The 21,151-nt window shown below is 41.8% G+C and carries 19 protein-coding genes; 18 read left to right on the forward strand and 1 reads right to left on the reverse strand.

All coding sequences use genetic code 11. The features are described 5' to 3' along the window. Positions 1-99: 99 nt before the first annotated feature. The 3 genes from pfkA (at position 100) to AC3WTB_RS15795 (ending at position 3,336) form a co-directional block, all read left to right on the forward strand. Entirely contained in the window at positions 100-1,059 is a 960-nt protein-coding gene (pfkA, locus tag AC3WTB_RS15785; protein WP_024424794.1) for a 6-phosphofructokinase, read from the forward strand. A 27-nt stretch (positions 1,060-1,086) separates the two neighbouring features. Then, positions 1,087-2,847 carry a pyruvate kinase gene (pyk, locus tag AC3WTB_RS15790; RefSeq protein WP_039180567.1) on the forward strand — a complete coding sequence of 587 codons (1,761 nt, stop codon included), beginning with the start codon at positions 1,087-1,089 and terminating at the stop codon, positions 2,845-2,847. A gap of 99 nt (positions 2,848-2,946) precedes the next feature. Continuing rightward, complete coding sequence (locus AC3WTB_RS15795) at positions 2,947-3,336, forward strand: FxsA family protein (protein WP_039180564.1); 390 nt, start codon at positions 2,947-2,949, stop codon at positions 3,334-3,336. A gap of 24 nt (positions 3,337-3,360) precedes the next feature. On the opposite strand, the gene ytvI is transcribed toward AC3WTB_RS15795, so the two are convergent. Continuing rightward, positions 3,361-4,479 carry a sporulation integral membrane protein YtvI gene (gene ytvI / locus AC3WTB_RS15800; protein WP_461198398.1) on the reverse strand — a complete coding sequence of 373 codons (1,119 nt, stop codon included), beginning with the start codon at positions 4,477-4,479 and terminating at the stop codon, positions 3,361-3,363. 101 nt (positions 4,480-4,580) lie between these two features. Here ytvI and AC3WTB_RS15805 point away from each other — a divergent pair, with 101 nt between their 5' ends. The 15 genes from AC3WTB_RS15805 to dnaB all read left to right on the forward strand — a co-directional run bounded on the left by AC3WTB_RS15805 (position 4,581) and on the right by dnaB (position 21,138). Continuing rightward, positions 4,581-5,045, forward strand: a complete 465-nt coding sequence (locus AC3WTB_RS15805) for a DUF441 domain-containing protein (protein ID WP_007501699.1) — start codon at positions 4,581-4,583, stop codon at positions 5,043-5,045. A 376-nt stretch (positions 5,046-5,421) separates the two neighbouring features. Further along, positions 5,422-6,540 (forward strand): citrate synthase, encoded by a 1,119-nt coding sequence (gene citZ, locus AC3WTB_RS15810; protein WP_024424790.1) that lies wholly within the window; start codon positions 5,422-5,424, stop codon positions 6,538-6,540. A gap of 153 nt (positions 6,541-6,693) precedes the next feature. Continuing rightward, positions 6,694-7,965 (forward strand): NADP-dependent isocitrate dehydrogenase, encoded by a 1,272-nt coding sequence (icd, locus tag AC3WTB_RS15815; RefSeq protein WP_024424789.1) that lies wholly within the window; start codon positions 6,694-6,696, stop codon positions 7,963-7,965. Positions 7,966-7,999: 34 nt separating this feature from the next. Next, positions 8,000-8,938 (forward strand): malate dehydrogenase, encoded by a 939-nt coding sequence (gene mdh, locus AC3WTB_RS15820; RefSeq protein WP_008356047.1) that lies wholly within the window; start codon positions 8,000-8,002, stop codon positions 8,936-8,938. Between the two features lie 185 nt (positions 8,939-9,123). Next, a complete protein-coding gene (locus AC3WTB_RS15825) occupies positions 9,124-9,852 on the forward strand; it encodes a response regulator transcription factor (protein ID WP_041086581.1) in 729 nt (242 codons plus the stop codon). Then, positions 9,845-11,587, forward strand: coding sequence for a two-component system histidine kinase PnpS (gene pnpS / locus AC3WTB_RS15830; RefSeq protein WP_492333953.1), 1,743 nt, complete (start codon positions 9,845-9,847; stop codon positions 11,585-11,587). Before AC3WTB_RS15825 ends, pnpS begins: the two co-directional genes overlap by 8 nt. Positions 11,588-11,842: 255 nt before the next feature. Then, entirely contained in the window at positions 11,843-14,482 is a 2,640-nt protein-coding gene (polA, locus tag AC3WTB_RS15835) for a DNA polymerase I (protein ID WP_366206856.1), read from the forward strand. 26 nt (positions 14,483-14,508) lie between these two features. Beyond that, positions 14,509-15,339: a DNA-formamidopyrimidine glycosylase gene (gene mutM, locus AC3WTB_RS15840; RefSeq protein ID WP_268502727.1), complete on the forward strand. Its 831-nt coding sequence runs from the start codon at positions 14,509-14,511 to the stop codon at positions 15,337-15,339. A 177-nt stretch (positions 15,340-15,516) separates the two neighbouring features. After that, on the forward strand, positions 15,517-16,149 hold the full coding sequence (gene ytaF, locus AC3WTB_RS15845) for a sporulation membrane protein YtaF (protein ID WP_034279660.1): 633 nt from the start codon (positions 15,517-15,519) through the stop codon (positions 16,147-16,149). A gap of 13 nt (positions 16,150-16,162) precedes the next feature. Next, on the forward strand, positions 16,163-16,768 hold the full coding sequence (gene coaE, locus AC3WTB_RS15850; RefSeq protein ID WP_268502726.1) for a dephospho-CoA kinase: 606 nt from the start codon (positions 16,163-16,165) through the stop codon (positions 16,766-16,768). Between the two features lie 172 nt (positions 16,769-16,940). Further along, a complete protein-coding gene (locus AC3WTB_RS15855) occupies positions 16,941-17,963 on the forward strand; it encodes a glyceraldehyde-3-phosphate dehydrogenase (RefSeq protein WP_024425707.1) in 1,023 nt (340 codons plus the stop codon). Between the two features lie 235 nt (positions 17,964-18,198). Further along, the gene (speD, locus tag AC3WTB_RS15860; protein WP_003216492.1) at positions 18,199-18,579 is read left to right on the forward strand and encodes an adenosylmethionine decarboxylase; all 381 of its coding nucleotides are present in this window, start codon (positions 18,199-18,201) and stop codon (positions 18,577-18,579) included. A 183-nt stretch (positions 18,580-18,762) separates the two neighbouring features. Further along, entirely contained in the window at positions 18,763-19,149 is a 387-nt protein-coding gene (locus AC3WTB_RS15865; protein WP_047202651.1) for a hypothetical protein, read from the forward strand. 4 nt (positions 19,150-19,153) lie between these two features. Next, complete coding sequence (nrdR, locus tag AC3WTB_RS15870; protein WP_003216720.1) at positions 19,154-19,612, forward strand: transcriptional regulator NrdR; 459 nt, start codon at positions 19,154-19,156, stop codon at positions 19,610-19,612. Between the two features lie 101 nt (positions 19,613-19,713). Next, complete coding sequence (gene dnaB, locus AC3WTB_RS15875) at positions 19,714-21,138, forward strand: replicative helicase loading/DNA remodeling protein DnaB (RefSeq protein ID WP_269103419.1); 1,425 nt, start codon at positions 19,714-19,716, stop codon at positions 21,136-21,138. Positions 21,139-21,151 lie beyond the last annotated feature (13 nt).

The following is a 21,151-nucleotide window of genomic DNA, read 5'->3' on the forward strand; positions in this document are numbered from 1 at the left end:
TTAGAAATTCGTATTGAAAACATCCAAATTTGCTCATGATTGTTTTCAAGCAGTGGAAATGGTATGTTTAATTCATATATGGTCTCTGAGGTGAAAAAGATGAAGCGTATAGGAGTTTTAACAAGCGGTGGGGATTCCCCAGGAATGAATGCAGCTGTGCGCGCAGTTGTAAGGAAAGCAATTTACCATAATGTTGAAGTTTACGGTATTTATAATGGATACTCAGGTCTAATTAACGGTAAAATTGAGAAACTCGAAATAGGTTCGGTAGGCGATATCATTCATCGTGGAGGAACAAAACTTTACACGGCAAGATGTCCTGAATTCAAGACAGTTGAAGGTCGTGAAAAGGGAATTGAAAACTTAAAAAAATTCGGTATTGAAGGACTTGTAGTCATTGGTGGAGACGGGTCATTTATGGGAGCGAAGAAATTAACAGAGCTCGGTTTTCCATGTGTAGGTGTCCCTGGCACGATTGACAACGATATTCCAGGTACTGATTTTACTATTGGCTTTGATACAGCACTGAATACTGTCATTGATGCCATTGATAAAATTCGTGATACAGCCACATCTCATGAACGTACATACGTAGTGGAAGTAATGGGAAGACATGCTGGTGATATTGCCCTTTGGTCAGGTCTTGCGGGCGGAGCCGAATCTATTTTGATTCCTGAAGCAGACTATGACATGGACGAAATTATTGCTAGGTTAAGAAGAGGTCACGAGCGCGGTAAGAAGCATAGTATTATTATCGTTGCAGAAGGCGTAGGCAGCGGTGTTGAATTTGGTAAGCGGATTGAAGAGGAGACAAGCCTTGAAACACGTGTATCTGTCTTAGGACATATTCAGCGCGGAGGTTCTCCGAGTGCATTTGACCGTGTACTGGCAAGCCGTTTAGGAGCATACGCAGTCGAGCTTCTTCTTGAAGGACAAGGCGGACGCTGTGTAGGCATTCAAAGCAATGAACTTGTCCATCATGATATTTTAGAAATCTTAGATAAAAAACATACAGTCGATAAAAATATGTACCGACTTTCACAAGAGCTCTCTATATAAAACGAGAAGACCTTAGGAGGAACAGTAATGAGAAAGACAAAAATCGTTTGTACAATCGGTCCAGCAAGTGAAAGCATTGAAAAGCTGACTGAATTGATTGAAGCAGGAATGAATGTAGCCAGACTAAACTTCTCCCACGGAGATTTTGAAGAGCATGGTGCACGCATTGAAAACATACGTAAAGCAGGTAAAACATTAGGCAAGGACATTGCGATCCTTCTAGATACAAAAGGTCCAGAGATCCGTACACGTACAGTTGAAAACGGCTCAATTGAGCTAGTCGCTGGTGCTGATCTTATCGTGAGTATGGAAGACATTGTTGGAAATACGGAAAAAATTAGTGTGACATACGAAGATTTAATTCATGATGTAGAAGTAGGTTCAACGATTCTATTAGATGATGGTCTGATTGGTTTAGAAGTAAAAGAAATTAACAAGGACCGCAAAGAAATCGTCACTAAAGTCATGAATACAGGCACGCTCAAAAACAAAAAAGGCGTCAACATACCTGGCGTCAGTGTGAACCTGCCAGGTATTACAGAAAAGGATGCCAATGATATTCTGTTTGGAATTGAACAAGGCGTCGATTTCATCGCAGCTTCTTTTGTTAGACGAGCTTCTGATGTTCTTGAAATTCGTGAGCTTCTTGAAAAGAACAATGCGACTGATATTCAAATCATTCCTAAGATTGAAAACCAAGAGGGTGTTGATAACATCGACGAAATCCTTGAGGTATCTGACGGTTTAATGGTTGCGCGTGGAGATCTTGGTGTAGAGATCCCGGCAGAAGAAGTACCGCTTGTTCAAAAAATGCTGATCAAAAAATGCAATCGTTTAGGCAAGCCTGTCATCACAGCGACTCAAATGCTGGACAGCATGCAGCGTAACCCTCGTCCAACCCGCGCGGAAGCAAGTGACGTGGCCAATGCTATTTTTGACGGTACAGATGCAATTATGCTTTCTGGTGAAACAGCAGCAGGAACATATCCAGTAGAAGCTGTACAAACGATGCATAACATTGCATCACGTTCAGAAGAAGCACTAAACTATAAAGCAATTCTTTCCCGTAGAAGCGAAGAAGTAGAAGTCAGCATTACAGATGCGATCGGTCAATCTGTTGCACATACAGCAATGAAGCTTGATGTGGCAGCCATTGTGACGCCTACGGAAAGTGGACATACAGCAAGAATGATTTCAAAATATAGACCAAAAGCACCAATCGTAGCAGTTACAGCAAACGAATCAGTGGCAAGAAAGCTTTCACTCGTATTCGGTGTATTTGCAAAGAGCGGATCAAAAACGACGTCTACTGATGAAATGCTTGAGAATGCAGTAGAGAAGTCTATTGAAACAGGCTATGTAAGACACGGTGATTTAATCGTCATTACAGCAGGTGTGCCAGTTGGTGAAACAGGTACGACGAACTTAATGAAAGTATATGTTGTCGGTGACATCATTGCGAAAGGTCAAGGTATTGGCCGTAAATCTGCATTTGGACCGGTTGTCATTGCACAAAGCGGAAAAGAAGCAGAAGAAAAAATGTACGACGGTGCGATCCTAGTCGCAAACTGCACAGATCGTGATATGATGGGAGCTTTAGAAAAAGCATCTGCCCTTATCACAGAAGAAGGCGGTTTAACAAGCCATGCAGCTGTTGTTGGATTAAGCCTTGGCATTCCAGTAATTGTTGGTCTTGACGGTGCAACAACACTATTAAAAGAAGGCGAAGAGATTACAGTAGATCCAGCACGCGGAGCGATCTACAAAGGCCGTGCAAGCGTCCTTTAAATCATCCAAGAGGGGAGTTGTCTGACTCCTCTCTTTTTTTATGTTACACTAAAAAAAGTAAACAGCTTTCGATGAAAGATACCCCATGAGGTGATATGGTTGAAGAAATATTTTCTACTATTATTAATTCTGTTCCCTGCGGTGGAAATTAGTTTATTTTTAATCTCAAGTAAAATCATTGGCATTTTGCCAACGATGCTGCTCATCGTGCTGACAAGTGCATTAGGTGCTTATTTCGCAAGAAAACAAGGAATAGAAGCCTTCCAAAAAGTACAGCGAGATTTACAATATGGCAAGATGCCAGGGGGAGCGATTGTCGATGGTTTTTGTATTCTGATTGGCGGTCTGTTGCTGCTCATTCCAGGCTTCTTATCAGATCTCATTGGGGCTTTGCTGCTCATTCCGGTGACGAGAAAGGGAATCAAGCCGCTCTTTGAACGCTGGCTTAGAAACTTGTCTAATCGCAACCGCTATACAATCATTCGCTAAAGAGACCTTCAGCCTAGGTCTCTTTTATTTTTGCATGCCATACCGAATGTACTCAAAAATATCTCTGAAAACTCCTGCATTACGGAATGCCTGCCACACGACAAGGGAAGCAGGGCCAATCACAAGTCCAAGAAAACCAAACCATTTTAACCCGACAAATAGCGCCACAAGCGTTGCTAGAGGATTAAGTCCGATGGATTTGCTTAAGACTTTTGGCTCTGATATTTGTCTTTGAATGAGGACAACAATATACAAAATGCCCAGTCCAATGGCGAGTGAAAGATTTCCTGTCATAGCAGAATAAATGATCCACGGTAGGAAAACAGTGCCGCTCCCGATATATGGAAGTAAATCGACAAATCCAATACATAAAGCAATCACAAGGGCATGCTCGACTTTTAAAACGATGAGTCCAATCAATACAATACCAATCGTCATGGCCACAAGCAGAAGCTGAGCCTTCATAAAACCGGTAATGGCTTTTTTAATTTCAGATAAAATGGCGCGTGTATGCTGCATCCATTTTGCGGGAAAGATACGTGAACCATATGTTTTTAATGTAAACCAATCTTTCGTGATAAAAAAAGTTGCCAGAGCAGAAAATAACAATGTTGCTGCTGCATCAGGCAAAAGACCTAAAAAACCGGGAATAAGCTCTAGTGTTTTTGAAAGAAAAGTCCCGATTTTTGCGGCAGCTTCATCACCGAGTGCTTGAATTTGTCCCAAAATCGATTCCTTTTGGCCCGCTTGAAGCGTATTAAATTGGGCTGTGACATCATGATATAAAGGCAGAATTTTATCTGTGAAAAATTGCTCTACAATACCAATCAATTGATCAAGATGGCCAGGCAGCACCTTTGCCAAATAAGCACTCCCTGAAATGATTTCAGCCACTAAAAGCGTCATGAAGCCGGCGGCTGCAACTAAAAAGAGCAACAGTACAATGACCACAACAAGTCCTCTTGGCATCCCAGTAAGCTCTTCAATTTTGCAGACGGCAGGGTGAATCAAACAAGACACAATAAGGGCGATCCAAAAAGGATATAAAAACGGAAAAGACTGATATAAAAAGACAACAGCAAAAACAGCAATGCTGATCATCATCAAACTTCGCAGAAAAATGGCCACATAGGCGTGATTCACACAATCCCCTCCAAAAAAACAAGCATGTCCGATACTTCATTTTATTCAAAAAGATTAGTAATATGAAAAGGTCGCAATAAAAAGAAAGAAAGGAGCGGCGTATGTTTACTCAAGCAAATTTATTTTTGGTACTTTTACTCGTTATTGCACTTATTGCAAAAAACAATTCGTTAATTTTAGCGGTCTCTGTACTGATCGCGATTAAGCTGATTGGCCTGGATCAAAAAATTTTCCCGGTTCTCCAATCTAAAGGCATTAATTGGGGAGTGACCGTTATTACCATTGCTGTGCTGGTCCCGATTGCAACAGGTGACATTGGATTTAAGCAGCTTGGAGAAGCGATGAAATCTTCCTATGCTTGGATAGCTCTTGGAGCGGGTATATTAGTAGCATTAATTGCAAAAAACGGGATTGTGCTACTCGAAAATGATCCGCATATTACGGCAGCGCTTGTGTTCGGTACCATTTTGGCAGTCAGCTTATTTAAAGGGGTGGCTGTTGGACCGCTCATCGGGGCAGGAATTGCTTATTTGGCGATGCAGGCTGTGAAATTTTTCAGCGGGTGAAAAGAGAGTGGTTCCTGCCACTTTCTTTTTTAAATTTTTTCTTGCGTGAGCTTTTGCAAAAAAACATAATTAAATATATTAAAAGAAGCAAATTCCCTTTATTCCATGCCTGATATGGGAGACTGGAAAAAAAAATATCAAAAAAAATTATAGTTAAACATTTAACAAATGTCTGATTATTGTTTATAATGGGAATAGGCTTAATTTTGAACTCATTGATCACACAAGAGATATGAGGCTAAAAGCGCTCTAACCGTATAGGTAAATGTAAGCATTTTCTTTTCAGAAACTGCCATCTTATTCGGATTGGATAGCGCTTTCAAAAAGTGAGAATTCTGCAACGAAGGGGAATCTTTTTAAAAAGGGGAGATTGAACATGACAGCAACAAGAGGTCTTGAAGGTATCGTGGCAACAACTTCATCCGTAAGCTCAATTATTGATGATACTCTTACTTATGTAGGGTACAATATCGATGATTTAACTGAAAAAGCTACATTCGAAGAAATTGTCTACCTGTTATGGCACTTAAAGCTGCCGAATGAGCAGGAGCTGAGTGAATTAAAACAGCAGCTCAATGAAAATGCTCAGATTCCGCAAGAAATCATTGAGCATTTTAAATCTTATTCGCTCGATGGGGTTCATCCAATGTCTGCGATTCGTACAGCAGTATCCTTACTAGGTTTACTAGACGACGAATCAGAGATTATGGACAAAGAAGCGAATTACAGAAAGGCAATTCGCTTACAGGCGAAAATTTCTGGACTAGTCGCTGCGTTTTCTCGCATTCGCAAAGGACTTGAGCCTGTACAGCCAAAAGAAGAATACAGCTATGCTGCAAACTTCTTGTATATGCTAAATGGCGAAGAGCCATCACCAGTAGAAATTGAAGCCATTGATAAGGCGCTTATTCTACATGCGGATCATGAATTAAACGCATCGACATTTACAGCACGTGTATGTGTTGCTACACTATCAGATATCTACTCTGGTGTGACAGCGGCTATCGGTGCACTGAAAGGACCGCTTCATGGCGGCGCTAATGAAGGCGTGATGAAGATGCTTTCAGAAATTGGCGAAGTTGAAAACGTAGATTCCTATATTCATGGTAAGCTAGAGAAGAAAGAAAAAATTATGGGCTTTGGCCACCGTGTATACCGCCAAGGTGACCCGCGTGCAAAGCATCTAAAAGAAATGAGCCAGCGTTTAACAAACCTCACTGGCGAGCCGAAATGGTATGAAATGTCTGTTCGCGCAGAGGAAATCGTGACATCAGAGAAAAATCTTCCACCAAATGTTGATTTTTATTCTGCATCCGTATATCACAGTCTTGGCATTGATCATGACTTGTTTACACCAATTTTCGTGATCAGCCGATTCTCTGGATGGATTGCTCATATTTTAGAGCAATATGACAACAACCGACTCATCCGTCCAAGAGCTGATTACATTGGACCTGATCTTCAAACCTTTGTTCCGATCAGTGAAAGAGACTAATGTTTATAGAATAAGCGGGGGCTGATTTCAAAAGGCTAATCAGCCTCCATATCAACATCAACAAAAAACGAATCACGTGAAAAACTTTTTTGCTTGCAGACATCAAGCCAAGAAGTTTCAAATATTCACTACATAACCTGGGAGGTAATATCATTGTCACAAGGCGAAAAAATTACAGTTACTGGCGGCGTATTGAATGTACCAAATAATCCAATCATCCCGTTTATCGAAGGGGACGGAATCGGTCCTGACATTTGGAAAGCAGCATCAAGAGTACTTGAAGCAGCTGTAGAAAAAGCATATAAAGGTGAAAAGCAAATCACTTGGAAAGAAGTATATGCAGGTGAGAAAGCTTACAATAAAACTGGAGAGTGGCTTCCTGAGCAAACGCTTGAAGACATTCGTGAATACTTAATTGCCATTAAAGGACCACTAACAACACCAATTGGCGGAGGAATCCGTTCATTAAACGTGGCACTTAGACAAGAGCTTGATTTATTCACATGCTTACGTCCAGTTCGCTGGTTCAAAGGCGTACCTTCTCCTGTCAAACGTCCAGAAGACACAGATATGGTGATCTTCCGTGAGAACACAGAAGATATCTATGCTGGTATTGAGTATGCAAAAGGTTCAGACGAAGTGAAGAAGTTAATCGACTTCTTGAAAAACGAATTAGGTGTGAACAAAATCCGTTTCCCAGAAACGTCAGGTATCGGAATCAAGCCAGTTTCTGAAGAGGGAACATCCCGTCTTGTCAGAGCGGCTATCCAATATGCAATTGACCAAGGCCGTAAATCTGTGACGCTTGTTCACAAAGGAAACATCATGAAATTTACAGAAGGTGCCTTCAAAAACTGGGGCTACGAAGTGGCTGAAAAAGAGTTTGGCGACAAAGTCTTTACATGGGCACAATATGATCGTATTGTAGAACAAGATGGAAAAGATGCGGCAAACAAAGCGCAAAGTGAAGCAGAAGCTGCTGGCAAAATCATTGTCAAAGACAGCATTGCAGATATTTTCCTTCAACAAATCCTAACTCGTCCAGCTGAGTTCGATGTTGTGGCTACAATGAACTTAAATGGAGATTACATCTCTGATGCACTTGCAGCACAAGTTGGTGGAATTGGTATCGCACCAGGAGCGAACATCAACTACGAAACAGGACACGCTATTTTTGAAGCGACTCACGGAACAGCACCAAAATATGCTGGTCTTGATAAAGTGAATCCATCTTCTGTTCTTCTATCAGGCGTGCTGTTACTTGAGCACCTTGGCTGGCAGGAAGCAGCTGATCTAGTGATTCAATCTGTTGAAAAAACAATTGCATCTAAAGTCGTCACTTACGATTTTGCTAGATTAATGGATGGCGCAACAGAAGTAAAATGTTCTGAGTTTGCTGACGAGCTCATCAAAAACTTGTCTTGATTCTTAAACTTTAAAGTTAAAGGGGAAAAAGGAAATGGCAAACAAGCGTAAAAAAGTATCTGTCATCGGAGCAGGTTTTACTGGAGCAACTACAGCATTTTTAACAGCTCAAAAAGAATTAGCGGATGTCGTCTTAGTTGATATCCCGCAGCTTGAGAACCCAACAAAAGGGAAAGCTCTTGATATGCTGGAAGCAAGCCCTGTTCAAGGCTTCGATGCGAACATTACAGGCACTTCTAACTACGAAGATACAGCCGGTTCTGATGTCGTGGTCATTACGGCAGGAATTGCAAGAAAGCCGGGAATGAGCCGTGACGATCTCGTGTCAACAAATGAAAAAATCATGCGCAGCGTGACACGCGAAATCGTTAAATATTCTCCAGAAGCTATTATTGTTGTGTTAACAAACCCTGTTGATGCAATGACATATGCAGTTTATAAAGAATCAGGATTACCAAAAGAAAAAGTCATTGGACAATCGGGTATTCTTGATACAGCACGTTTCCGTACGTTTGTTGCTCAAGAATTAAATCTATCTGTCAAAGATGTGACGGGCTTTGTCCTTGGTGGACATGGCGATGACATGGTTCCGCTTGTTCGTTACTCTTATGCAGGCGGTATCCCGCTTGAAACATTGATTCCAAAAGATCGAATTGATGCGATTGTTGAAAGAACAAGAAAAGGCGGCGGCGAAATCGTGAACCTATTAGGTAACGGTAGTGCCTATTATGCACCTGCTGCTTCACTTGTAGAAATGGTTGAGGCGATTCTAAAAGATCAGCGCCGCGTAATCCCAACGATTGCTTACCTTGAAGGTGAATATGGCTACGAAGGCATTTACCTTGGTGTACCAACAATCGTAGGTGGAAACGGCCTTGAGCAGATCATTGAGCTTGAGCTGACAGAAGAAGAAAGAAGTCAGCTTGACCGTTCTGTTGAATCTGTTAAGAACGTCATGAAAGTATTGTCTTAATATGAAAAAAAGAAGGCTTCTCTTATGAGGGGCCTTCTTTTTGTTTACAAAACAAATCTTGTCGAAATTTTAAATTGTCCTCTTGTTAAGCTTTCGTTAAAATGAAAGAGAAAGCATGACTTCTCGCTTTTCACATAAGATACAAAAAAACGGATGCAGGGGAAATCACTAATTGGAGGCACAACATGAATAAAAAAATATTAGTTGTGGATGATGAAGAATCGATTGTAACACTTCTAAGCTATAACCTTGAAAGGGCGGGCTATGATGTTGTCACAGCAAGAGATGGGGAAGAAGCGCTTGAAAAAGCAGCAAGTGAACAGCCTGATCTCATTGTATTAGATTTAATGCTTCCGAAGATGGACGGCATTGAAGTGTGTAAACAGCTGAGAATTCAAAAAATGATGTTCCCTATTTTAATGCTGACAGCAAAGGACGATGAATTTGATAAGGTGCTCGGCCTTGAACTTGGAGCCGATGATTACATGACAAAGCCATTCAGTCCTAGAGAAGTAGGTGCTCGGGTAAAAGCCATCTTAAGAAGAGCGCAGCAATCTCAGCCTGTCCCCACGCAAGAGGACAAGGAAGAGGTCATTGCAGACCAAATCAAAATTGGTGAACTGCGCATTTTACCAGAACACTACGAAGTCTACTTCCAAGAAGAACGCCTAGAGCTTACACCGAAGGAATTTGAACTGCTGCTTTATTTGGCCAAGCATAAGGGACGTGTCCTCACACGTGATCTACTGCTAAGTGCCGTTTGGAATTATGACTTTGCAGGTGACACTCGTATTGTGGATGTACACATCAGCCACTTGCGGGACAAAATTGAAAAGAATACGAAAAAACCAACATACATTAAAACCATTCGCGGCTTAGGCTACAAATTGGAGGAGCCAAAGCCAAATGAGTAAAATAAGAACCCGCCTGTTTTCGGGACTTATTTTTCTCCTTTTTATTGTGTTTGTTGCACTTGGCCTTTTCTTGGATCACATGTTCCATGTTTTTTATGAAACAAAATTAACGGAACGAATGGAAAATGAATCGAGCTTTCTTCTTTCTTCCATGGATGGTGATGATCTGCAGGCGAAGCAAAACAAGGAGATCCTCAATCAGGCAAAGCAGCATCTCGACATGAATGCGTCAATTGTGGATCTGAAGGGGAATATCATACATACAACGGGTCAAGCGGAGCAAAGGGGCATCATTCAAAAAACACTGAACAATGAACGGCTTCAAACAAAAGGCGTCGTCATTGAGGATGAGAAGGATGCGCTGTTTCATTACGCAGTCCCTATTCTGAAACAAAACGAACCGGCAGGCTATTTATTTCTCCATGCATCATTCCAGCCTTTAAATGAAATTGACGGCCAGCTTTGGCTCGCATTAGCCGTTTGTCTTGGCTCGGCGATTATTATCATCGTTTTCTTTGGATACCGCATGTCGATGAAATATGTAAAACCGATAGATTATGCCACAAAGGTAGCCAAACAGCTGGAACGCGGGAACTATGATACCAATCATTATGAAGAGCTCATCATTGAAACTAGTGAGCTTAATACATCAATGAAGCGTCTGGCAGAAAGCCTTCAAGAAATGACAAGCACTGGGGAAATGCAGCGGGACCGTCTGCAAACAGTCATTGAAAACATCGGTGCAGGAATTATTTTGATTGATAAGATGGGGTATATCAACCTAGTCAATCGAACCTTCCGCAAGCAGTTTAAGGTGCAAAAGCACATTTACATGCACAAGCTGTATCATGAAGCATTTACACATGACGAAATTATTGAGCTGATTGACGAAATTTTTATGACAGAAACGAAGGTGCGGAAGTTTTTGCGCCTAGCCGTTGACATTGAACGGCGCTACTTCCAAGTGGATGGTGTCCCAATTTTAAGTACAGACGATGAATGGAAAGGAATTGTCCTTGTGTTTCATGACGTGACAGAAACAAAGCAGCTCGAGCAGATGCGAAAAGATTTTGTCGCCAATGTGTCTCATGAATTAAAGACACCGATTACGTCGATTAAAGGATTCTCCGAAACCCTTCTTGATGGAGCGATTGATGACAAAGAAGCGCTGACACAATTCCTTTCCATCATTCTAAAAGAGAGTGTCCGACTCGAAACTCTCATTCAAGATTTACTCGATCTTTCCAAAATCGAGCAGCAGCATTTCAAACTAAATATTCAAGACGCCAATGCGTCAGAAATCATTCAAGAGATTGAAGTCCTTTTAAAACAAAAGGCTGCGGAAAAAGGTATTCAATTACAAGTGCGCATCCCGAAAGAGCCTGTCTATGTGATGGCAGATCCGCTGAGATTAAAACAAATCTTCCTCAATCTCGTGAACAATGCCCTTACCTATACACCAGAGGGAGGGAGTGTCACCATTTCGGCAAGACCGCGGAAAGGCGCCTATGAATTTGATGTAGCAGATACAGGAATCGGCATGAAGAAAAGAGAGATTCCAAGAATATTTGAGAGATTTTATCGAATTGATAAAGATAGAAGTAGAAATTCAGGCGGAACAGGACTTGGTCTTGCGATTGTCAAACACCTTGTGGAGGCGCATGAAGGGACGATTTCAGTCCATAGCAAACAAGGCAAAGGAACGACTTTTACAGTGAGCCTGAAATCAAAATAGGGAAAAAAGGAAAGTCACGTTAAAATTTACATGATCTTTACAATGGATTCATGTTAAGTTAAACAATCATTGGTAGGATGAATAGGAACCCCTTCATCCAAGGAGCCAATTTTGTAAGGACGAAAACACTTGTTGTTTTCGTCCCTTTTTTTATGCAGGTTCGACTATTTTCTTTTCAAAATAAACTTTGATAAAATGATGATACAATGTGTGAAAGAGACGGCTGAAATGGCTCAGCCGATGGAGGATTAAAACATGACAGACAAAAAGAAATTAGTACTAGTGGATGGAAACAGTCTCGCTTATCGAGCTTTTTTTGCTTTGCCGCTATTATCAAATGATAAAGGCGTCCATACAAATGCCATTTATGGCTTTGCAATGATTTTAATGAAGATGCTCGAGGACGAGAAGCCAACCCATATGCTCGTCGCATTTGATGCGGGGAAAACAACGTTCCGCCACGAGACATTTAAAGAATATAAAGGCGGAAGACAAAAAACGCCGCCAGAGCTATCAGAACAAATGCCGTTTATCCGTGAACTATTAGATGCCTATCAGGTGAAAAGGTACGAGCTTCCTCAATACGAGGCTGACGATATTATCGGGACATTGGCTGTGGAGGCAGAAAAAGACGGCTTTAAAGTGAAAATTTTCTCAGGAGATAAGGACTTAACGCAGCTCTCAACAGACCATACGACGGTAGCAATTACGAAAAAAGGCATTACAGAAGTAGAATATTACACACCGGCTCATATTGAAGAAAAATATGGCCTGCGCCCAGATCAAATCATCGATATGAAAGGCTTGATGGGAGATTCCTCAGATAATATCCCAGGGGTGCCCGGTGTAGGGGAAAAAACAGCGATAAAATTGTTAAAGCAGTTTGAAACGGTAGAAAACCTGCTTGAACATATTGACGAAGTCAGTGGTAAAAAACTCAAAGAAAAGCTTGAAGAATATAAAGAGCAAGCGGTGATGAGTAAACAACTCGCAACGATTCTTGTAGAAGCGCCAATTGATGTATCAAGCAAGGATCTCGCATATGAAGGTCCTCATATGGATCAAGTGATCTCTCTTTATAAAGAACTAGGCTTTCAAACGCTGCTAGAGCGACTAGGAGAAGCACCAGAAACAGGTGAACAGGTCGAAGTTGAAGCATTAGAAGTGAAAAAAATGACCGATGTAACGGATGAAATGCTGACAGATCACGCCGCCCTTGTGGTAGAACAGCTTGGAGATAATTATCATGAAGCGGATTTGATCGGTTTTGCGATCCATAATGAAAACGGTGCATTTTTTATCACGAAAGAAGATGCACTTCAATCAGATGCATTTAAACAATGGGTACAGGATGAAACGAAGAAGAAATGGGTCTTCGATTCAAAAAGAGCAGTTGTCGCCCTCAGATGGCACGATGTCGATCTAAAAGGTGTCGATAACGATGTCCTGCTCGCTTCCTATGTCGTCAATCCTCAGAAATCCTATGAGGACGTCGCCAGTGTGGCGAAGGAATATGGCCTGAACATCGCATTTTCTGATGAAAAAGTGTACGGAAAAGGAGCAAAGCAGGCGATCCCACCTGAAGATGAACTGAAGGAACATCTTGGGCGAAAAGCAGCGGCGATCTCTGCTCTGCATGACTTAACACTTGAAGCACTAGAAAAAAATGATCAACATGAACTGTATGAAGACTTAGAGCTGCCGCTTGCCCTCATCTTAGGTGAAATGGAATCACTTGGCGTAAAGGTAGATATTGAGCGCCTAGAGAAGATGGGTGAAGAGTTAGCGAAAAAGCTGAAAGAATATGAGGAAACCATTCACCGCTTAGCAGGTGAAACGTTTAACATCAATTCTCCTAAACAGCTTGGCGTGATTCTTTTTGAAAAATTAGGTCTGCCGATTATTAAAAAGACAAAAACAGGCTACTCGACATCTGCGGATGTTCTTGAAAAGCTTGAAGATAAGCACGAAATCATTCGGTCTATTCTGCATTACCGCCAAATTGGAAAGCTCCAATCGACCTATGTGGAAGGTTTAATGAAGGTAACGCGCAAGGATACCCATAAAGTGCATACACGATTTAATCAAGCGCTCACGCAAACAGGAAGACTAAGCTCAACAGATCCCAACTTGCAAAACATCCCAATTCGTTTAGAGGAAGGACGGAAGATTCGTCAAGCATTCGTTCCATCAAAAGAAGGCTGGCTTATGTTTGCTGCTGACTATTCACAAATTGAGCTGCGTGTTCTCGCTCATATTTCTCAGGATGAGAATTTGATCGAAGCGTTTACGCAAGATATGGATATTCACACGAAAACAGCGATGGACGTGTTCCATGTCTCAGAAGAAGAAGTGACTTCCTCTATGAGAAGACAAGCCAAGGCTGTCAACTTCGGAATTGTATATGGAATCAGTGACTATGGATTATCTCAAAATCTTGGGATCACAAGAAAAGAAGCAGCTGCCTTTATCGAACGCTATTTAACAAGCTTTAAAGGCGTGAAAACCTATATGGAAGAGATTGTGCAGGAAGCGAAACAAAAAGGATATGTCACGACACTTCTCAAACGCAGACGGTATATCCCGGATATCACCAGCCGCAATTTTAATATCAAAAGCTTTGCGGAAAGAACAGCCATGAACACACCGATCCAAGGCAGTGCAGCTGATATTATTAAAAAAGCCATGATTGATATGGCGCGTAAGTTAAAAGAAGAAAACTTGCAGGCAAATCTTTTATTACAGGTGCACGATGAATTGATCTTCGAAGCGCCGAAAGAAGAAATTGCCATACTCGAAAAAATTGTCCCTGAAGTCATGGAAAATGCACTTCAGCTAGATGTGCCGCTAAAAGTTGATTTTGCTTCAGGCCCATCTTGGTACGACGCAAAATAATAGAGAGAGAAAAAGGAGCGAGGAGCATGCCGGAATTACCAGAAGTTGAAACCGTCCGGCGCACACTCAAGCGGTTAGTCGAAGGAAAAACGATTGAAACGGTCGATATCAAATGGCCGAATATCATCAAACGTCCTGGGGAGCCGGAAGAGTTCGCAAGAAGGATGGTAGGAGAAACGATACAAACCATTGAAAGAAGAGGAAAGTTCCTGCTCTTTCATTTAGACCACTACGTAATGGTCTCTCATTTAAGGATGGAAGGGAAATACCGTGTACATGAAGCGCATGAACCATACGATAAACATGTACACGTCGTCTTTACATTTACAGATGGTACTGAGCTTCGGTATCATGATGTGCGTAAATTTGGCACAATGCATTTATTTCAGCCGGGGGAAGAGGAAAAGGAACTCCCGCTCTCACAGCTGGGGTATGAGCCTTTTGATGATCAATTCACTCCGGAATATTTATGGGAGCAATTGAAAAAAACATCCCGTGTGGTCAAAACAGCGCTGCTTGATCAAAAGATTGTCGTGGGACTAGGTAATATTTATGTAGATGAGGTTTTGTTTAAAGCAGGCATTCATCCAGAAACAAAAGCGAATCAGCTCAGCCTTGAATCGTGTAAAGTGCTTCACAGGCATATTATCGATACACTTCAAGTAGCGGTAGATGCAGGAGGAAGCACAATTCGCTCATATATCAATTCACAAGGTGATATTGGAACATTTCAGCTGCAGCTTCTTGTGTATGACCGGCGGGGAGAGCCTTGTCAAACATGCGGAAGCATCATTGAGAAAACAGTAGTCGGAGGGCGCGGCACACATTTTTGTGTAACCTGCCAAAAACGTCCTTAATAAAAATCAGCCATCAGCATGCTTCCTTTTTGCTGTGCATACGATAAAAAACATTCATTTTTCAGCAAGGTGTAGACTGACACACAGCCCACCTGCTCTTCATATAGTGAAGAAGAGTCTAAGGACGCCTAGAGACTCTTGATCATCGTTGCATGAACAGAAAGGAAGAGTTCAGGTATGATTTCGATTTCGCTCCTGTTTTTAGCTATTGCAGTCAGCATTGACAGCTTTTCTGTAGGCTTTACGTATGGACTTCGTAAAATGAAGATTCCATTTAAAGCGATTGTCATTATTGCATGCTGTTCAGGGATTGTGCTGCTCATTTCTATGCTGATTGGCAGCCTGCTGACGACATTCCTCCCTGTCTCAGTGACAGATAAACTTGGTGGAGGCATTTTGATCGCCATTGGACTTTGGGTCCTTTATCAATTTTACAAACCAGCGAAAGAGCGTGACTTGCTACTTCATGAAAAGACATTGCTTAATGTGGAAGTGCAATCACTTGGTCTTGTCATTCAAATTTTGCGCAAACCGACAAGTGCAGATATTGACCGTTCTGGGACGATTAATGGAATAGAAGCGGTGCTTCTTGGGATTGCTTTATCCATTGATGCATTTGGCGCAGGGATTGGCGCTGCGATTCTAGGCTTTTCACCAATTGTCATGAGTATCACTGTGGCCGTGATGAGCTCACTCTTTGTGTGTATCGGGCTTCGTTCTGGTCATTACTTGGCAAATTGGCGCTGGATCGATAAGCTTGCATGCTTACCAGGGCTTCTGCTCATTTTAATTGGGGTGTGGAAGCTGTAAAGGAGGAAATCAATTGACGCTTGTCATTGGATTAACAGGCGGGATTGCTAGTGGAAAAAGCACCGTCTCGCAAATGATAAAAGAGCAGGGCATCCGGGTCGTGGACGCAGATGTCATTGCAAAAGAAGCGGTTGCCAAAGGTACACCAGCTCTTCAACAAATCGTTCAAACCTTTGGCGAGGATGTTCTCCTGCCAAATGGGGAGCTGAACCGGCAGCAGCTTGGAGCCATCATTTTTTCTGATGAAGAGAAAAGAAAGCAGCTGAATGCGATTGTTCATCCTGAAGTGAGAAAGGAAATGCTCAAACAGCGAGATGAAGGGGTTAGTCAGCAAGAAACCTTCGTTGTCCTCGATATCCCGCTTTTATTTGAAAGTCAGCTGGAAAGCCTTGTCGACCGCATCATTGTGGTGTATACAACGCCTGAATTGCAGCTGTCGCGGCTCATGAATCGAAATGACCTCAGTGAGGAAGAAGCGCTGAATCGTATTCACTCTCAGCAGTCTCTTGAGGAGAAATGTAAAAAAGCAGACAGCGTGATAGAGAACACACAAGATCTCGCATTTATCAGAAAGCAATTGCAGAACATATTAAATGAATGGGAACATACAGATAAGTAAGAGTACATACACGTACTCTTCTTTTTTTATGCTTTATTCTTATTTCCTTTGAAAAGAACAGCCCTTTTTAGAAAATATACGTTTATATACTGGCAATTACATTCTAATGTGATATACTAATTTCATAAATAAATTTATTGAGTATAACACATAATAGAGGAGTGACCTGTTCATGAAGGTAAAAGCAGCGATCAATGGGTTTGGCAGAATTGGACGCATGGTCTTCAGAAAAGCAATGCTTGATGATCAAATTCAAATTGTAGCGGTGAACGCAAGCTATCCTGCCGAAACGCTAGCACATTTAATTAAATATGACACAAATCATGGACGTTACGAATGTGATGTGACAGCAGAAGATGACGCCTTGATTGTAAATGGCAAAAGAGTGCTTTTGCTTAATAATAGAGACCCAAAGCAGCTTCCATGGGGAGAGCTTGGGATTGATATCGTCATTGAAGCAACAGGTAAATTTAATTCAAAAGATCAAGCGATGGGCCATATAGATGCCGGAGCGAAAAAAGTCGTTCTAACAGCTCCAGGTAAAAATGAAGACATTACGATTGTGATGGGTGTCAATGAGGATGATCTTGATCCTGAAAAGCACGTCATTATTTCAAACGCATCTTGTACAACAAACTGTTTAGCACCAGTTGTGAAACTGTTAGATGATGAATTTGGCATCGACAACGGGTTAATGACAACGGTTCATGCTTATACAAATGATCAAAAAAATATCGATAACCCGCATAAGGATCTGCGCCGGGCAAGAGCATGTGCTCAGTCCATTATTCCAACTACGACAGGTGCCGCTAAAGCGCTTTCTTTAGTACTTCCGCACATGAAAGGGAAATTGCATGGGCTTGCACTCCGCGTGCCAGTTTCCAATGTGTCGATGGTTGACCTTGTTGTAGACTTAAAAAAAGATGTCACAGCAGAAGAAGTCAATGCAGCCTTCTCAAATGCATCTAAAACATCTCTTGCTGGTATTTTAGATTACACAGATGAGCCGCTTGTCTCTACGGACTTTAACACGAACCCTTACTCAGCAGTCGTTGATGGATTGACAACGATGGTAATGGAAGGGAGAAAAGTAAAAGTTCTTGCATGGTATGACAATGAATGGGGTTATTCATGCCGAGTGGTTGACCTTGTGAAATTTGTCGGCGCACAGATGAAAGAGCTTTCTGCTGTTTGAAATGAAGAAGACGATCGTCCCTTTTCAAGAAATGAGAGAAAATCCCACTAAAAACACAGCTTGCAAAATGGGTCTAAACAAAGTATACTATTTTTCGTGAACTTCTTGTTCGCAGACTCATTCGGGTATACTTAAAGGGTTAGGACCTCTTAGGACTAACTTTCCCCCGTGGTATATGTCCGGTCCGGCTGCTTAGAACTTCACTCTTTCATTCTTGTTTAAAGGGGGGTCCATGATGGAAACAATCGGACGTCACGTTATCTCCGAGCTATGGGGATGCGACTGTGATAAACTGAACGACATGGATTTTATTGAAAAAACGTTTGTAAATGCAGCTTTGAAATCAGGAGCTGAGGTAAGAGAGGTTGCTTTTCACAAATTTGCACCTCAAGGAGTAAGTGGAGTTGTCATTATTTCTGAATCTCATCTGACAATTCACAGCTTTCCTGAACATGGTTATGCGAGCATAGATGTTTATACTTGCGGCGACCTAGATCCGAATATTGCAGCAGATCATATCGGAGATGAATTAGGTGCTGAAACAAGAGAAAACATCGAAATTCCTCGAGGCATGGGACCTGTACAAGTAAAACAGGCACAAGCCAAAGCACTGTAAACATAAAAAAGATTGCAATGGGAGCTGGCCAAAAGCATTAAATGCCTTTGTGTTATGCTCCTTTTTATATTTATTTGAGAAAAAATCCAACATTCCCCAGCTTGTCTATACTTTTGTTCTAGGAAAACAAAGGTTTTTTTTATAAAATAAAGAAAGAGGCATTATGGCAAAGGGGATACGTGTATGATTTTAAGACAAAATTTTAAACGGTTCATGTCAAACCATACAGAAACATCTGACGAGCATCCAGTGTCAGAACTGAAAAGCCATTACTACAAATCGACGAATGCACAAGTTTTTCAAGCGGTGGAAGCCATTCTTTCCCGAAACGATTCCTATCAAGTGACATCTGTTTCAGCAGAACGAGGTGAAATCAGCGCAAACATACGATTGCCGAAAAAAGCCTTTCTCGTGGCGACTGTCATTTCAATTCGTCCTTTTGAAACAGCTGTCGATTTTAATGTGACAACAGAAACGGCCCTGCCAACAGATTTCGGCTATAGTCAGAAGACCGTTCTGTCCCTTTATGATGAACTAGACAAACAACTTCCAAGAATAGATCGGAGCTGATGATATGAAATGTCCCACATGTCAGCACCTTGGCACAAGGGTGCTTGATTCAAGACCAGTAGATGAAGGGAAATCCATCCGTCGTAGAAGAGAGTGCGAAAGCTGCCAATATCGCTTTACGACGTTTGAAAAATTAGAAGAATTACCGCTGATTGTGGTGAAAAAAGAAGGAATTCGAGAAGAATTCAGCCGCGAAAAAATGCTGAGAGGACTTATCAAAGCGTGTGAAAAGCGTCCTGTCGCTTTAAAGCAGCTGGAGGATGTCTGCTTTAATATCGAAAAAGAACTGCGCAATCAAGGCATGTCAGAAGTGAAAAGCGAGCTTGTAGGTGAAATGGTGATGGACGAGCTGGCGAAAATTGATGAAGTGTCTTACGTTAGGTTTGCCTCGGTTTACCGGCAGTTTAAAGACATCAATGTCTTTATTGATGAATTAAAAGATCTATTAAAGAAAGAACGCTAAAAAGAGCTGGAGATTCTTCATGCTCTTTTTCCTGCGTAAAGCGTAAAACGCAAAAAGAGTGTACAATGGAAACAATCGCAATTCATGGGGAGGATCAGCATATGACAGAGCATTGGAAGGAAGTGCTAGCCGTCGATCCGTATGTCGTCAAAAGCGCTTCATTGCTCGGTGACATCGATAGACAGCTCATCACTCTTTTATATCAGCCGCTTATTGGCATGTCCGCTTTCAGCTTATACATGACGCTGTGGGGAGAGCTGGAACAAAATCGTATGTGGGGAAAACCTGCACCTCACCGGCAGCTCATGGTCATGCTGCAGACGAATTTAAATGATATTTTTGAGGAACGTTTAAAGCTTGAAGCAATCGGCTTACTCCGCACATATGAACAGGAAACGGAAGAAGGCAGACTGTTTACATATGAGCTTGTACCGCCGCTAAGACCGGATGAATTTTTCCAAGATGGTATGCTGAATGTCCTGCTGTACCATCGTGTAGAGAAAGCAAAATATATGCAGCTTCGTGATTATTTCTCTTATCCAGGTGTTCCTGCAGAAGCAAAGAACATTTCACGGTCGTTTGAAGAAGTCTTTCACGTGTTGCAGCCAGGCGAACGCAAGATGACAGAAGAGATTCATCAGGCGTCATCGCTTGATCAAGGCTATGAATATGTGACCGTTGGATCGAGTCAGCCGGCACCGCTCTCAGACGAATCCTTTGATTTCGATCTATTGTTAGCGGGTATGTCTGACATGATGATTCCAAGAAAGGCTTTGACAAAGCAGGTAAAAGAAACAATTAAGAAGTTAGCCGTTGTATACGGCATCACCCCGCTTCAAATGCAAAATATTGTAGCAGGTGCATGCGGTTCGGATCAAATGATCTCAACAGAAGAGCTGAGAAAAGCAGCAAGAGACTGGTACCAAATTGAATACAGAGGCGAACAGCCAAAGCTGATTGATCAAAAACAGCCAAGACACTTGCGGCAAGATGCTTCAAAGACGCCGGCAGCGGATACTCCAGATGCAAAATTGATTGAAAAGCTGGATCATATTTCGCCTAGAGAGCTGCTAAAAGACATGGCAGATGGCATTGAGCCAACATATGCCGACTTAAGAATTGTCGAAGATATCATGCTCGAGCAGCAGCTAGAGCCAGGTGTCATGAATGTTCTCATCTACTATACCTTACTCAAAACAGATATGAAGCTGTCGAAAACATACATGCAAAAAATCGCCGCTCATTGGGTAAGAAAGAAAATCAAAACCGTTGCCGCGGCCATGAAAATTGCCAAAGAAGAGAACAGACAAATGACAGAGTGGGCGCAGCAGAAAAAGCAGCGCAGCACATACGGTTCAGGAAAAGTCGTCAGGGAAGAGAAACTGCCTGACTGGATGAAAGAAACCGAAACGAAAGAACAGCCGGCAAAAGAGCAAACGGACAATCTGTCTACAGAAGACCTCGAACGAGAAAAAGAAAAACTGTTAGATCAGTTTAAAAATATGAAAAAGTACAATGCACATTAAGGTGAGGTGAGAT

This window comes from Bacillus sp. EB106-04-04-XG123, from assembly GCF_058791855.1.